General features: G+C 48.0%; 14 protein-coding genes and 1 pseudogene. 12 read left to right on the plus strand and 3 right to left on the minus strand.

The features are described from left to right. Positions 1 to 6 precede the first annotated feature (6 nt). From KME12_18805 to KME12_18850, 10 genes and pseudogenes are all read left to right on the plus strand, one after another. Positions 7 to 1,290 carry an MSMEG_0569 family flavin-dependent oxidoreductase gene (locus KME12_18805; protein ID MBW4489838.1) on the plus strand — a complete coding sequence of 428 codons (1,284 nt, stop codon included), beginning with the start codon at positions 7 to 9 and terminating at the stop codon, positions 1,288 to 1,290. Between the two features lie 199 nt (positions 1,291 to 1,489). Continuing rightward, positions 1,490 to 1,972 (plus strand): MSMEG_0572 family nitrogen starvation response protein, encoded by a 483-nt coding sequence (locus KME12_18810; GenBank protein MBW4489839.1) that lies wholly within the window; start codon positions 1,490 to 1,492, stop codon positions 1,970 to 1,972. Positions 1,973 to 1,989: 17 nt separating this feature from the next. Then, on the plus strand, positions 1,990 to 2,982 hold the full coding sequence (locus tag KME12_18815; GenBank protein ID MBW4489840.1) for a Nit6803 family nitriliase: 993 nt from the start codon (positions 1,990 to 1,992) through the stop codon (positions 2,980 to 2,982). A gap of 12 nt (positions 2,983 to 2,994) precedes the next feature. Further along, a complete protein-coding gene (locus KME12_18820) occupies positions 2,995 to 3,429 on the plus strand; it encodes a nuclear transport factor 2 family protein (GenBank protein ID MBW4489841.1) in 435 nt (144 codons plus the stop codon). Next, complete coding sequence (locus KME12_18825; protein ID MBW4489842.1) at positions 3,426 to 4,553, plus strand: MSMEG_0568 family radical SAM protein; 1,128 nt, start codon at positions 3,426 to 3,428, stop codon at positions 4,551 to 4,553. The genes KME12_18820 and KME12_18825 overlap by 4 nt, the downstream gene beginning before the upstream one ends. An 86-nt stretch (positions 4,554 to 4,639) precedes the next feature. Further along, positions 4,640 to 5,143 carry a GNAT family N-acetyltransferase gene (locus tag KME12_18830; protein MBW4489843.1) on the plus strand — a complete coding sequence of 168 codons (504 nt, stop codon included), beginning with the start codon at positions 4,640 to 4,642 and terminating at the stop codon, positions 5,141 to 5,143. Then, complete coding sequence (locus tag KME12_18835) at positions 5,143 to 6,117, plus strand: sll0787 family AIR synthase-like protein (GenBank protein MBW4489844.1); 975 nt, start codon at positions 5,143 to 5,145, stop codon at positions 6,115 to 6,117. Before KME12_18830 ends, KME12_18835 begins: the two co-directional genes overlap by 1 nt. Next, positions 6,114 to 7,325 (plus strand): annotated as a pseudogene (locus KME12_18840) (MSMEG_0565 family glycosyltransferase). The gene KME12_18835 and the pseudogene KME12_18840 overlap by 4 nt, the downstream one beginning before the upstream one ends. After that, positions 7,318 to 7,605 (plus strand): MSMEG_0570 family nitrogen starvation response protein, encoded by a 288-nt coding sequence (locus KME12_18845; protein ID MBW4489845.1) that lies wholly within the window; start codon positions 7,318 to 7,320, stop codon positions 7,603 to 7,605. The pseudogene KME12_18840 and the gene KME12_18845 overlap by 8 nt, the downstream one beginning before the upstream one ends. Before the next feature lie 468 nt (positions 7,606 to 8,073). After that, positions 8,074 to 10,101, plus strand: coding sequence for a CHASE domain-containing protein (locus KME12_18850; GenBank protein MBW4489846.1), 2,028 nt, complete (start codon positions 8,074 to 8,076; stop codon positions 10,099 to 10,101). Positions 10,102 to 10,127: 26 nt separating this feature from the next. Here KME12_18850 and KME12_18855 read toward each other — a convergent pair whose 3' ends face one another. Together KME12_18855 and KME12_18860 are read right to left on the minus strand one after the other, a co-directional pair. Continuing rightward, positions 10,128 to 10,514, minus strand: coding sequence for a hypothetical protein (locus tag KME12_18855; GenBank protein ID MBW4489847.1), 387 nt, complete (start codon positions 10,512 to 10,514; stop codon positions 10,128 to 10,130). Positions 10,515 to 10,667: 153 nt separating this feature from the next. Further along, positions 10,668 to 11,378 carry a Nif3-like dinuclear metal center hexameric protein gene (locus KME12_18860; protein MBW4489848.1) on the minus strand — a complete coding sequence of 237 codons (711 nt, stop codon included), beginning with the start codon at positions 11,376 to 11,378 and terminating at the stop codon, positions 10,668 to 10,670. Positions 11,379 to 11,961: 583 nt separating this feature from the next. Between KME12_18860 and KME12_18865 the strand changes: the two genes are divergently transcribed. Further along, the gene (locus tag KME12_18865; GenBank protein ID MBW4489849.1) at positions 11,962 to 12,210 is read left to right on the plus strand and encodes a hypothetical protein; all 249 of its coding nucleotides are present in this window, start codon (positions 11,962 to 11,964) and stop codon (positions 12,208 to 12,210) included. Between the two features lie 174 nt (positions 12,211 to 12,384). After that, positions 12,385 to 13,302 carry an alpha/beta hydrolase gene (locus KME12_18870; GenBank protein ID MBW4489850.1) on the plus strand — a complete coding sequence of 306 codons (918 nt, stop codon included), beginning with the start codon at positions 12,385 to 12,387 and terminating at the stop codon, positions 13,300 to 13,302. A 66-nt stretch (positions 13,303 to 13,368) separates the two neighbouring features. On the opposite strand, the gene KME12_18875 is transcribed toward KME12_18870, so the two are convergent. Beyond that, positions 13,369 to 13,572 (minus strand): DUF2949 domain-containing protein, encoded by a 204-nt coding sequence (locus KME12_18875; protein MBW4489851.1) that lies wholly within the window; start codon positions 13,570 to 13,572, stop codon positions 13,369 to 13,371. Between the last annotated feature and the right edge of the window lie 440 nt (positions 13,573 to 14,012).

Raw genomic sequence — 14,012 nt, forward strand, 5'->3', positions numbered from 1 at the left:
GAAGTTATGCAAAATCACTATTCCGTCATCGTGGTCGGAGGTGGTCAATCGGGGCTCTCCATTAGCTATTGCCTCAAAGAGAGAGGCATAGACCACATTATTTTTGAGAAAAATCAGATTGGTTATGCTTGGCGGACTAAACGATGGGATTCTTTTTGTTTAGTCACTCCTAACTGGCAGTGCAAGCTCCCAGGCTATGCCTACCCCGGCGATGATCCGCACGGTTTCATGAAAAAGGATGAAATTGTGCAATACGTTGAAGACTATGCCGCCTCCTTCGATCCTCCTATCCACCAAGGTGTTGCGGTATTAAAGGTGCGCAAGGATGAAGTTCAAAATGTGTTTGAGGTGACTACTTCCAGCGGCGACTACACTGCTGATCAAGTAGTGGTGGCATCAGGTAGCTATCATCTCCCTAAAGTGCCAAAGATAGCTGAGCGGCTCCCAAGTCATATTGGGCAACTGCATGCCTCAGAATACAAAAATCCAGAGTCTTTACCTGGAGAAGGTGTGTTAGTCGTGGGTACAGGCCAATCCGGGTGTCAGATTGCTGAAGATTTGCACCTGGCAGGGAAACAAGTGCATCTCTGTGTCGGGGGTGCGCCGCGATCGCCCCGACGCTACCGAGGTAAGGATGTGGTTGATTGGCTCGATCAAATGGGATACTACGATTTGTCAATTGAGGAGCATCCCCAAAAAGAAAAGGTGAGAACCAAAGCTAATCACTATGTCACGGGGCGGGATGGCGGACGAGAGATTGACTTACGACAATTTGCTTTAGAGGGGATGCAACTCTATGGCAGATTAAAAAATATTAGCGATCGCAGTCTCGAATTTTGGAGCGACTTAAAGCAAAATCTGGATCAAGCCGATGCGGTAGCAGAAAGCATCAAGAAAACCATTGATGGATTTATTGAGAAGAACCAAATCGAGGCTCCGACAGAACCTACTTACCAACCTGTTTGGCAGCCTGAGCAAGCGATCGCGACTCTAGATTTTGAAAGCGCCAAGATTAGTGCAGTGGTTTGGTGTACTGGCTACCAATCTGACTTTAGCTGGATTGAGGTACCCGTGTTCGATGGCAAGGGATATCCCGGTCATGAGCGAGGTGTCACCGGAGCCTGGGGACTCTATTTTCTAGGTCTTCCGTGGTTGTATACCTGGGGGTCAGGACGTTTTTCTGGCATTGCCCGCGATGCGAGTTATTTGGCTGACTACATCGTGGCGCGGAAGAAAGTGTCTCACCCTAATGCCTGGAGTGTGGTTAATGAGTTTTTACTAGGCTCCTAGCTACCTATCGATTTAGATAGGTACTTAAGTACAGCCTGGGAGGATTTAAGCCTCAATCTCTTAAAAGTGAGCCATAGCGATCGCCTCCCCTAGCCTTATGGTTAGACTTGCAGCTTTCGTAGTGAGAGATACAAAGCCCGTCTCAGCTAGCCCTTAATCTGGCAACACCATTCCAGGAAAACAACTCAAGGAGAGCCATATGCCTGAAGTAACCACTCCTGCCCATCAAGTGGGTGATTTCTTTGTGGATTACGAAGAGAAAGTATTTCCCGATGTCAAAGCCGAGCCTGGGGAGAAAGCGTTAGTCACGTTCCATACCGTGGCTTTTGAAGGATCGATCGGTTTTGTTAATCTCTTACAAGCTACACGTCTACTGCGTAAGGGATTTGAGACTTCTGTCTTGCTGTATGGTCCTGGTGTGACTTTGGGGGTACAGCGGGGATTTCCCAAGTTAGGAGATGCCGCTTTCCCTGGGCATCAGAACTTTAATGACCAAATCAGCAAGTTTATGGCGGAAGGTGGCAAAGTCTATGCTTGCCGCTTTGCTCTACAAGCTTTGTATGGTCACGGAGAACCCTCCCTGATTCCTGGCATCCGTCCGATCAATCCTTTAGATGTGCTGGATTTAGTGCTCCTGCATCGCAAAGATGGAGCCTTAATTTTAGATACTTGGACTCTCTAAGGGATGAACTACAAGCAATGAACGATTCCCATACCATCCGAGCCGCAGCCGTACAGATTAGCCCGGTTTTGTTTAGTCGGGATGGCACGACAGAGAAGGTGTTGCAGGCGATCGCTAAAGCGGCTAAGGAGGGTGCCCAACTAGTCGTTTTTCCTGAGACTTTGATCCCTTATTATCCCTACTTCTCCTTTGTGCAACCGCCCGTTCTCATGGGTCAGGAACATATGCGGCTGTATGAAGAAGCGGTGAGTGTACCTGGGCCAGTGGTTGATGCGGTGAGCAGAGCGGCTCGTTCTTATGCAATGGTGGTGGTGCTAGGAGTCAATGAGCGAGATCATGGCTCTCTCTACAACACGCAGCTAATTTTTGATGCCGATGGCACCCTATTGTTGAAGCGGCGCAAGATTACACCCACCTATCATGAGCGGATGGTGTGGGGACAAGGAGATGGTTCTGGTTTGAGGGTTGTGGAGACAGCAGTAGGAAAACTGGGTGCCTTAGCTTGTTGGGAGCACTACAATCCTTTGGCTCGATTCGCCCTCATGGCTCAGCATGAACAAATTCACTGTGCCCAATTCCCCGGTTCCTTAGTTGGGCAGATTTTTGCGGACCAGATTGAAGTCACCATTCGCCATCATGCCTTGGAATCTGGCTGTTTCGTGGTCAATGCCACAGGTTGGCTCTCTCCAGAACAGGTCAGTCAAATCACCGCTGATGAGAAGCTACAACGGGTGCTCAGTGGTGGCTGTAATACCGCAATTATTGGACCCGAAGGAAATCATCTTTGTCCACCGATTACAAAAGGGGAGGGCATGGCGATCGCGGATCTAAATTTCTCCTTAATTACCAAACGGAAACGCATGATGGATTGTGTCGGTCACTATTCCCGCCCAGAGTTACTGCAATTGCAAGTCAATTTGGAGGCCCAGACAGTGATGGCAGAATCTCCCGACAGCAGTTTTCCAGCGACCGAAGCACCGCTTGACTCTTCCCTACAACCTACTCCCTAACTGCGACACTGCATGAAAATAAAACCACCCCTACCACCCTTTACCCTGGAAACAGCAAAAGCCAAAGTTCAAGCCGCAGAAGATGCTTGGAACACTCGCGATCCCCAAAAGGTGGCCTTGGCCTACACAGAAGATTCCCAGTGGCGCAATCGAGCTGAATTCTTCAGCGGACGGGAAGCGATCGCGGCTTTTCTGGAGCGCAAGTGGGCGAAGGAGTTAGATTACCGTCTCAAAAAGGAGCTTTGGAGCTTTACAGATCATCGGCTCTCGGTGCGATTTGAGTATGAATGGCATAACGATTCTGGCTACTGGTATCGGGCTTACGGCAATGAACAGTGGGAGTTTGCCGAGAATGGGTTGATGCAAAGACGAGAGGCCAGTATTAACGATGTGCCGATTCAAGAGTCTGAGAGAAAGTTTCGGTGGGAGCGCAAACCCAGTCTATGAACAAGCAACAGTTGATTGTAGAACTGCAAACACATGGACTGAAGCTGGTACAGCAAGAAATTGGAGCCGCAGGACGTAAAGGTGGGGCTGGTCCTTCTGATCACAAAGCTGTGACGGTAGACGGTACAACGGTGATGGTGCCTACCTACAACAGCCCTGCGGCTCAGTCACCTTATACCGTTGAGGTTGATCTTGAGGTTGATCCAACCACGCAGCAGATATATCTGCAAGTAGATCAAGACGCGAGGGATGCTTCACAGCAGGGTGGCGCGATCGCCCCAGTTCAGTTTCCCCAGCCCCCCCAGTTCTACAACCTCACGACGGCTGACGGCATTCCTTACAGTCAAATTGCCTTGTTGCACAGCCGCGATGTCTTGGCGACCACGGTGCTGCAAACCTGTATGCGCTATGGCAATACAGACACCTCTTGTCAGTTTTGTGCGATTGGGCAATCGCTGGCAACAGGGAGAACGATTGCTCGGAAAACTCCTGCTCAACTGGCTGAAGTGGCCGAAGCAGCGGTGCGGCTAGATGGGGTGAAGCAAATGGTGATGACGACAGGAACCCCCAACAGTAGCGATCGCGGTGCGGCTTATTTGACAGAATGTGCCAGAGCCATCAAAGCCAGGGTGAATATCCCGATTCAGGCACAGTGCGAACCTCCAGATGATTTTGTCTGGTTCGATCGCATGCAAGCGGCAGGGATTGACAGCTTAGGCATGCATTTGGAGGCAGCTGACCCAGAGGTTCGGGCAAGGATTATGCCAGGGAAAGCTACGGTTTCCGTGGAGTATTACTTTGAGGCTTTTGCTGCCGCTGTTAAAGTGTTTGGGTGGGGCCAAGTGAATACCTACTTACTCGCAGGGTTGGGAGATAGCTTAGAGACCTTGTTGGTAGTTTGCGATCGCCTGATTCAAATGGGTGTTTATCCCTTTGTGGTGCCCTTTGTTCCCATCACGGGTACTCCCCTCGCTCATTATCCTGCTCCTAAGAGCGAATTTATGTTCCCTCTTTATGAACGAGTTGGTGCCATGTTGAAGCAGGCAGGGATGTCATCGGCGGATATCAAAGCAGGTTGTGCGAAGTGTGGCGCTTGCTCGGCTCTTTCTACCTTTGAAAAGTAGTGCTTTATCATAGTTGATTTTCTGATTGGGCTTCGCCCAATCAGAAAATCAACGTAACAGAATAGTAGTTCTCGAAAATCTAGTCCATGAAGACTTACGAATTCAAACTCGCAACAGATGCTCAAGACATTGCAGCTTACTTTGCGTTGCGTCGTGCCATTTTTGTGGAAGAACAGCAACTCTTTTCTGGAGATGACGTAGATGAAATTGATCAATTTGCCTATCCTATCGTAGCGATCGCCACCGCTACCCAGCAGGTCCTTGGAGTGGTGCGAATCTACGAAGCCAAACCAGGCATTTGGTATGGGGGTAGGCTAGGCACTCACCCGGACTATCGTAAGGGTTGGCAAATCGGTAAAGGATTGATCTACAAAGCTGTCACAACTGCGAATACTTGGGGCTGTCAACAGTTTCTCGCTACGGTGCAGTTGCAAAATGTACGCTTCTTCCAACGGCTACACTGGCAATCCTTAGAAGAGATGGCGATCCTTACTCATCCGCATCACTTGATGGAAGCAGATCTCAGTTTCTATCCTCCTAACACCGAGATGCGTCCCATTCTATCTTTGCAAGCCAGAGAGGCTTCTTGATGCTACTTTCCCTCGCTGCCCAATTGCGCCAATCTCTCAGTCTTTTGCAGAAGCAGGATATCCAAACAGCATCACAAGCTTTAAGCATGGGGCCACAATGGACGTCTGCCAACGTACTGCTGGGAGATGATTGTGCGGCCATTCCAGATAGAGAAGGATATCTCTTGTTAGCCGCAGAGGGCATGTTACCGCTGCTCGTAGAAACAGAACCTTGGTTTGCAGGGTGGTCGGCGGTGATGGTGAACATCAGTGATATTGCTGCGATGGGCGGGCGAGCGATCGCGGTGGTTGATACTCTGTGGAGTCAGTCTACCAGCAGTACTGAAGCGATTTGGCAAGGGATGCAAGCGGCGGCTCAAGCGTACAATGTGCCAATTGTGGGTGGACATACCAATTGCCATAGTCCCTACAACGCTCTCTCAGTCGCAATCTTAGGGCGATCGCAGCGTTTGATTAGTAGCTTTAAGGCTCAACCTGGAGATCTGATCCTAGTGGCTACCGACTTTCGGGGTAAATCCCATGCTAAATATCCCTTTTGGGACGCGGCCACGACTGCTGATCCGGTGCAGTTGCGAGAAAATCTAGCTATCTTGCCTCATATCGCTGAAACAGGATTATGTAATGGGGGCAAAGACATCAGCAATGGTGGCATCATTGGTACGCTGCTGATGCTGCTGGAAACCTCTGGCTGTGGAGCTGTCCTGAATTTAGACCAAGTTCCCTGCCCACCGAGCTTAACGCTGGAGCGCTGGCTGGTCAGTTTTCCCAGTTATGGTTTTCTCCTCAGCGTGCGGCCTCACAATGCCTCAGCAGTTCAGGCTTGCTTTCGGCAACAAGGTTTAGTTTGTGAGGTGGTAGGAGAAGTGCAACCTACGCAGCACCTGGTTTTACACTCAAGCCAGGAATCTACTGTCTTTTGGGATTTGTCTCAAGCACCGCTGACAGGCTTCTCCCCAGCAGGTGTAACGAGATGAGCCATACTGCACCTGTTAGCGATCAGGCTGATCGAGACTTCTCCCAGGCTTCTCTCCCAGCCAACTTAAAAATTGCTCTACTCACCTACTCGACTAAGCCCAGAGGCAGCGTCATTCATACGCTGGAGTTAGCCAGCGCGCTACATCATCTAGGCAATGAGGTCTGTGTTTATGCTTTAGATAAAGATGGCACAGGATTTGACTATCCTTTGAATTGCAATTACCAGCTTGTTCCTGCCCGATCTGCTCCGGCGGGCATCGATGCGCTCATTCAGTAGCGGATTCAGGAATTTGTGGACTATTTAAGCCAGTCTGAAGCAATTTATGACTGCTATCATGCCCAAGATTGCATTAGCGCCAATGCCTTAGCCAAGCTAGTACAGCAGCAACAAATTCCCCATTTTATTCGCACTGTGCATCATATTGAAGCCTATAGTAGTCCTTATTTGCGGCAGTGCCAGGATCGTTCGATTCGAGCCGCGAACCTGTGCTTCTGTGTCAGTAACGATTGGCAGGCTGCACTGCAAGAGCAATATCAGATTCAAGCTCTACGAGTTGTAAACGGGGTGAATCTGGAGAGATTTACGTCTATCCCTGATGGCTCAGAAGCAGGCATGAAAGAACGATGGAGCTTGCATGGTTCTCCTCTTTATCTCACGGTCGGGGGAATTGAACCTCGCAAAAACTCGATTCGACTGCTGCAAGCCTTTGCCCAAGTGCGATCGCATTATCCCAACGCTCAATTAGCGATCGCCGGAGGTGCCACCTTATTTGATTACCAATCCTACCGAGACGAATTTTTTGCGATCGCGGCTGAACTGGGAATCGAAATTGGTCGATCTTTGGTGTTACCAGGAGTGATTGCCGATGCGGACCTCCCATCTCTGTATCGGACTGCCGATGCCTTTGTCTTTCCTTCGCTCAAAGAGGGGTGGGGCTTGGTGTTGCTAGAAGCGATCGCCTCTGGTCTTCCAGTCATCACCTCTAACCAAACTCCCTTCACTGAATTTCTCTCTGAGGCGCAAGCGCTCCTCGTAGATCCCGAATCACCTACCGCGATCGCAGAGGCCATGCTGGCTGTGGTTCAGCCCAGCTTATCTCACTCTTTGGTGCAGCAAAGCAAAGCAGTTCTATCTCGTTACACTTGGGCCACTTCTGCCCAGATGCACCTCCATCATTACCAACAACTTCTAGCTTCCTATGCCTGAAATTCGCTTTCAAATCCAATGGCCCGATGGTTCTCAGGACACTTGCTATTCTCCTTCTCTCATCGTCAAAGACTACTTCATCCCTAACCAGGACTATGAATTGAGTGACTTTGTAGCGCGATCGCGTACAGCCCTAAAAATTGCGAGCGATCGGGTGCAGATAAAGTATGGGAGACCCTGCGGTTTAGCGTTAGGACAACTGCAAGAAATTGAAGCCAAGTCTGTTTACTATAGCGACCTACCACAGCCAAGAGTGCGGTTCATACAATTCATCGAATAATTGTTGGAGCCTGGATAAGCCGTTCAGGTGTTTAGATTTGATGAAGCCAGATAAACTAATCTCTCTAGCTCAGCACTTTGGTTAAGGGCTAGAATTTTTACGTGCTGCTTGCTGTATATCTGAGTTCACGGGGCAAACCCTAATTTTCTCCCGCAGCAAGCTGTTGTAATTTTCAATCCTTTTTGATCTTCATAGAGATCAATGACTACAAATTCTAAGTAATGTCCCTAAGACTCTCTATCAAAGCCGTAAAGCATTAATAAAACCGAGTTCTGCTAATCAGCCATTTCGCGCTATTAGGTTCTGAGGAAGCGCCGTTATAATGCAAAAAATCGGTAAAGATTTGTATAGCAATTTAATATATATTTTGACAAAAAGAATAGTAACTGTAGCTCCCTAAAGCGGGCCGTAGTTACTAAGTTTTGCTGAGTCGTCAAATTTTTCTCTTACGCCCCAAGGTCAAACCCAGTGACTCAATCTCCATCCCCAAAACGCCGTTACTTACCAGTATGGCTGGTTCTTTGTGCTGGAACTTTACTATCGGTTGTGGCGAGTGCTACCGTCCGGCATTGGGAGCAAGAACGATTAAAGATTGAAGTCCGTAACCAGGTCACTTTACTATCTAGAGCCCTACAACAAAACATCGACACTAACTTAGAAATTCTCCAAGCAACTGGGAAGCTGTATCAAGCCTCCGATCAAGTTAGTCGGCGCGACTTCGAGCTGTTTTTGACAGACTTCATCCAGAATCATCCTAGTATTTATGGATTTAACTGGGCTCCCAGAGTGACCAGCGAAAATCGCGTCCAATTTGAGCAGGAAGTGCAAGCCACAGGTCTATCTAGTTTTGAGATAAAAGAGTCAGACTCCCAAAACCAGATAGTGAGAGCTAGCGATCGCCTAGAGTATTTTCCTGTTACCTACGCAGAACCGTTCCAAAAACTGCATGGAGTTTTAGGATTTGATCTCGCATCAGAACCAATGCGTCGGATTGCGATCGCCCAAGCCCTGACAACTGGCCAAATGCACTCAACCGGACGGATTACTCTCATCGTTCAAAAACAGCTAGGCTTTTTGACGGTCCTACCTATTTATAAAAATGGTGCCGTTTTAGATCGTCCAGAAGCTCGCCAGCAGAATTTTCAAGGGGTCATCTCCGGGGTCTTTGCGATCCCCACAATAGTTGAGCCTGCCTTAACTGGCTTGAAGTTAGACAATCTTGACTTCTATGTTTTTGACAATTCCGCTGTAGGTCAAAAACGCTTGTTAGCGATCTATCAATCTGAAACTAAACAGGTACTGTCAGACCCCAACATCCAACTGGTCTCTCAAGCGGGTTCAAGTTCCTTATGCGTGAATCCAGTCGTTTGCACTCGCACGTTAAATGTTGCAGGTCGGCAATGGCTACTCCAAATAGCGCCCACCCCTAAATTTACCAGTGCTGCGGCCTATTCAGGAACTTGGACAGCGTTGAGCCTTGGTTTATTGTTAACCGCGTTGCTGACAATTTATCTACGTCTATCGATTCAACACACAGAACAAGTTGAGCAGTTAGCACAAGAACGCACACAACAAGCCAAACAACTGGCTCAAACCCTCCAAGAACTGCGAGCAGCCCAAAGCCAATTAATCCAAACCGAAAAGATGTCGAGTTTAGGCCAGTTAGTGGCGGGTGTCGCCCATGAGATCAACAATCCAGTCAATTTTATTCACGGTAATCTGACTTATGTAGATGAATACACCCAAGATTTGTTGGATTTGGTGAGCACCCTCAACCAACATGCTCATCATTTACCCCTTGAATTACAGGCTCAAGCTGCGGCGATCGAACTGGAATTTCTGATCGAGGATTTACCAAAAACATTGGCCTCCATGAAGTTAGGCACCGATCGCATTCGACAAATTGTTTTATCTTTACGCAACTTCTCGCGTTTAGATGAAGCTGAGATGAAACCTGTTGATATTCATGAGGGCATTGATAGCACCTTGCTGATTCTCCAAAATCGGCTGAAGCCCAGAGCAGAGCATCCCGCCGTACTCGTGGTCAAGGAATATGGCGACATTCCCCTGATCAACTGCTACGCTGGTCAGCTCAATCAGGTATTTATGAATATCTTGACCAATGCGATTGATGCCTTAGATGAGTACAATACCCAGCGATCGCCCGCAGCAATCCAAGCTGATCCCAGCACCATTACCCTTCGCACCCTGATGGTAGACTCCCATCTCCTCAAAGTTGAAATCGCTGACAATGGGCCTGGGATGAGTGAAGCGGTGCGAGCCAGATTATTCGATCCCTTCTTCACAACTAAGCCCGTAGGGCAGGGAACGGGCTTAGGGCTAGCGATTAGTTATCAGATCATCACCGAGAAGCATCAAGGCCGCATTGAATGCGAATCCATTCCTGGGCAAGGCACTAGATTTAGCATTGAGATTCCTATGCAAGCAGAGCAAAAACTACCCACAGCTTTAGGCACAGTCGCGATGGTTAGTTAGAGATTAACTAGCACTGGCTCCTAATTTCAGGCTTCTGCTTTGTGCTCATAATAGCTAGCGATATGTTCATAAACATGCTCTGGAAATTCCAGCTCTTTGTACACATTGCAAGCATCCGGATCATGAGCATCGGGGCAAATAGGAAAGTCTTGCTGCTGCTGCCATTCTAGAATGCGATCGCGCTTTGGTGGGTTATAGTCTTTACCCTGTACTTGCTGAAACAGCGATCTGGCTTCGCTTTCGCTACAATCAGGCGCTTTTTGCAAATAAGTGATCAGCTCGTCTTCTTCCATAAAGTGACGGGCAATCATGGCGAAGGTCAGCTTGCCATAGTGACCAATATCTTGCCCTGCATCCAACGCATCTAAGAGATGCACCATCATTTTGCTTTTGCGAAGTTCTTCAACTGGCATAAATCTAGATTTCCTTAAAAAACATTTTGGCTGAGATCGCTCCTAGCCTCTCAATTTTGGATGCTGCAACCATCCAATCTCTTCTTTTATAAAGCGTTAAATCAGAACAGCCGTCTTCCAGAAGGAATTGTTTTTATAGTACAAAAATACCACCTAAGATGGGGGTAAAACGACTTCTAACTGGGGCCAGCGATCGCGCAGGATGTCAGCTAGTGCCTGCAATCCCCACTCCTCACTGCGGCGATGACCCACCACAATGACATTGATCCCCGTTGCAATCACCGCAGAGCGAGCAGGCTGCCGAAATTGTCCTGTGATGTAAACCTCCGTCCCCTGTGTCTTTGCTTCTCGCACTAGGGCATCGGTCATCGCTCCCACAACAGCCACTTTTGTAACCTCAGATGTAACCTCAGACAAATTACCCGTTTCTATGGCTTCGTATCCACCAAATATGTGCTGCACGCGATCGCAAAAACCAACAAAACTTTGAGTAGAAACATTGCCAATCATGCCAATCGGTCGTCCAGCTTTTTGGCCTAATTCCTCTATCGCAAATAAACCGAGAGCATCAGCTAGCAAAGGGTTAAAGCCAAGCGTGAGTCGTTCATCAAAGGCTAAGTGATAAGCTACAACCCCAATATCCGCAGGTAGTTGTTCTCCAAGATTCCAGGGTCGGTGCAGGAACAAGGCGTCTACCTGTGTGGCCATTGCCCATTGTCTCAGATAGGGCCAGGGTTCTAGAGCCAAGCCCAAGCGATGAATAGGGCGGGTGGATGGTCGGTAAATGCCATTGGGATCAAGTTCAAACTGTTGAGCCAACAAGAACTGATCTAAAAAGTGAGCGAGCTGATCAAGAGAAACCATAGAAAATCCATGAGACAGGAGATTAACTGAGGCAAAGGAAACCTCGATTCTTACCAAACCCTGACTTCAGCCAGAAAATCGTTCTGTTAGGGCACCCTAACTGGCATAATCAGCTTGCTAGTTTAAAGAGTCGCTATAGTTAGCGTTTCGGAGTGCTCCAAAATCGGTAAATGCGATACGATAGACCCGTTGGCAAAAACTCAACAGGCACGAACAAAAGCAAAGCATCAGTAGTCTGCAATAGTAGTCTGAGACTTAAAGAAAGAGCGATCGCGCTGCAAATCCTCCGGAAACCCCATTAATGCCATTGTGGATTTGATCAAGGACTTACTCAGATATCTCTAAAGATGAGGGCGTAAAACTACCGAATTCTACACAAAGAGACTAGAGACTAACTGCCTACCAGGGTAGAAATACAGTAGAGGATCAAGGCGGATCGTTTTAATCTCAAGACAGTTAAGTCACCGCACAACAATAGCTTCTAGAGCCCAGAAAACGAACCGCAACATATAATCAGGCTGCCCTCGCTATTCAAGTATCTCAGCCGCAACAACTGGATTTACCTAATCCGCAGGAGAAACCAATGAGAGATTTTGTTTTGGACGCTCCCAACCAAGAACGCCACACCTACTTCATTGCGCTATATGGTCGGGACTACCAACAACGTACAGGTTTGTTGCATATCAAGCACGACTTCGGTGATTCGATTCGGGACCTACACACCCTGATTCGTGACAGACTGAACGAAGTTTTAGGCGAAGAAACTCCTTCTTGTTATCACATCTTGGCTCTAGCGGCTCCAGAACCCATCCCCTGTCCCGCTTCCAACTAACTCAGTAGCCTCTCAACGTACTTATTAAATTTGTAGTCGCTACCTTCAGATTTGGTCGTCTAAGTTTCCCACCTCTACATCTCTCTTACTTCAGCTAATCTCTTACTTCGGCTAATCTCTTACTTCGGTTAAAGATCACAAAATTGGACCAGGCTGCAAGGTAAACTGGAGTTTATGCTCACCAGTTTTCTTCCGCCCCTAGCCCAAAACCTCACCGAACCTGCTTCAATTGCCTTGGCGCAAAGCATTGAGTGTCAGGATATTCTCACACCCCTATGCTCACAGGCGATCGCGACAGCCTATGTTCATCAGGTTGGTGTCCAGCAGGACAATGGTGGCACTCCGATTTTGTTACTCCACGGTTTTGACAGCTCTGTGTTTGAGTTTCGTCGGCTTCTGCCCCTCTTAGCCGCTCAGTCTGAAACTTGGGCTGTAGATCTATTAGGATTTGGGTTTACTGATCGCACAGCAGGGCATCCGTTCAGTCCCACGGCCATCAAGACTCACCTCTATGCTTTCTGGAAGGCTCTGATCAATCAACCCGTAATTTTGGTAGGCGCTTCGATGGGGGGAGCCGCTGCCATCGACTTCACACTGGCTTATCCTGAATGTGTGCAAAAGCTCGTACTAATTGATAGTGCAGGCTTTAGAAGTGGGCCAGCCTTGGGAAAATTCTTAGTAGCACCGATAGCGCATCTGGCAGCAGGCATTCTCCGCAGCCCCAAGGTTCGCGATCGCATTAGCCGCACTGCCTACTACGATCCCACCTTTGCTTCTCCAGATGCTCAACTCTGTGCAGCCTTACATCTTGAACTACCCAGTTGGCGTGAAGCACTCGCTGCTTTCACCCAAAGTGGTGGTTATGGTTCTTTCAGAAACAAGCTGACCCATATTCAGCAGCAGACGTTGATTCTGTGGGGAGCGGCAGACAAAATTTTGGGAACTGGCGATGCCACGCAATTTCAGCAGGCGATCGCTAAGAGTAAGCTGATTTGGATTCCTGAATGTGGTCATGTGCCGCATTTAGAAAAACCTCAACTCACCGCCCAACATATTCTTGAGTTTGGTCAGGTTGAGTCCAGTCAAATTTAGTTTAGTAAGACCTAAAGCGCGATCGCGTTACTAATCATCTAGCAACCTCATCCTCTCAAAGAGACTTCAGATAGACGAACTAGCAAGCCAGTCAAAAACTTGTTCCAATTGCTCCAAGGAAATGAAACCATATTGCCAAAGAATAATGGGCAAGGAACCAGATTGCTGCTCACATCGCCGCAGAGCCAAGGCCATAGAAGCAGCCGAAACTGAAAGTTCTTCTTGAAGAAAGTTAATAAGTTGAGCTTTACTCCGTCCGGTTTCAATCATGGAACATTCACCTCCTTTCCTGGCAATAGTTTTAGTTAAGAAATTTTGCGTTGAGCTGCATTTAAGCGCTCGGTGTTAGGACAAGTTACCACTTTCGGGGTCAAATAGCTCACCTGTCTTTGAATAGGTTGAAGCTTTATGTAATGAGTAGTCTTAACAAAATAAGTGGGTTTGATTCGGCGATCGCAAGTTGATATCTTAGAACACATGAAGCCAGTAGAACATAGGGGCAACTATTCTCTACTAAAATTTCACGGTTTGAAAAATTATCTTTAAAGTTAATGATGTAGCGCCTGGTTCCTCAAAAAATATTTGTCAGCACCCCGCTCTAAAGAACGGGGCTTCATGCCTCGACTTTAGATAGCTGACCAGTCTGAGCCTTCACTGGCTACGTTTCAAGGGTCATGACACCTACAGATGCTTTCCAGTTTGTAGCTCTG

Origin of the sequence: Trichocoleus desertorum ATA4-8-CV12 (genome assembly GCA_019358975.1) — a bacterium.
GTDB classification, from domain to species: Bacteria; Cyanobacteriota; Cyanobacteriia; order FACHB-46; family FACHB-46; genus Trichocoleus; species Trichocoleus desertorum_A.

What these genes read in the sequence shown, in the direction of transcription:
- KME12_18835 (MBW4489844.1), top strand. Translation starts at nt 5,143, where the DNA reads ATGCTACTTTCCCTCGCTGCCCAATTGCGCCAATCTCTCAGTCTTTTG.
- KME12_18805 (MBW4489838.1), top strand. Translation starts at nt 7, where the DNA reads ATGCAAAATCACTATTCCGTCATCGTGGTCGGAGGTGGTCAATCGGGG.
- KME12_18820 (MBW4489841.1), top strand. Translation starts at nt 2,995, where the DNA reads ATGAAAATAAAACCACCCCTACCACCCTTTACCCTGGAAACAGCAAAA.
- KME12_18830 (MBW4489843.1), top strand. Translation starts at nt 4,640, where the DNA reads ATGAAGACTTACGAATTCAAACTCGCAACAGATGCTCAAGACATTGCA.
- KME12_18810 (MBW4489839.1), top strand. Translation starts at nt 1,490, where the DNA reads ATGCCTGAAGTAACCACTCCTGCCCATCAAGTGGGTGATTTCTTTGTG.
- KME12_18870 (MBW4489850.1), top strand. Translation starts at nt 12,385, where the DNA reads ATGCTCACCAGTTTTCTTCCGCCCCTAGCCCAAAACCTCACCGAACCT.
- KME12_18825 (MBW4489842.1), top strand. Translation starts at nt 3,426, where the DNA reads ATGAACAAGCAACAGTTGATTGTAGAACTGCAAACACATGGACTGAAG.
- KME12_18865 (MBW4489849.1), top strand. Translation starts at nt 11,962, where the DNA reads ATGAGAGATTTTGTTTTGGACGCTCCCAACCAAGAACGCCACACCTAC.
- KME12_18875 (MBW4489851.1), bottom strand. Translation starts at nt 13,572, where the DNA reads ATGATTGAAACCGGACGGAGTAAAGCTCAACTTATTAACTTTCTTCAA.
- KME12_18845 (MBW4489845.1), top strand. Translation starts at nt 7,318, where the DNA reads ATGCCTGAAATTCGCTTTCAAATCCAATGGCCCGATGGTTCTCAGGAC.
- KME12_18815 (MBW4489840.1), top strand. Translation starts at nt 1,990, where the DNA reads ATGAACGATTCCCATACCATCCGAGCCGCAGCCGTACAGATTAGCCCG.
- KME12_18855 (MBW4489847.1), bottom strand. Translation starts at nt 10,514, where the DNA reads ATGCCAGTTGAAGAACTTCGCAAAAGCAAAATGATGGTGCATCTCTTA.
- KME12_18860 (MBW4489848.1), bottom strand. Translation starts at nt 11,378, where the DNA reads ATGGTTTCTCTTGATCAGCTCGCTCACTTTTTAGATCAGTTCTTGTTG.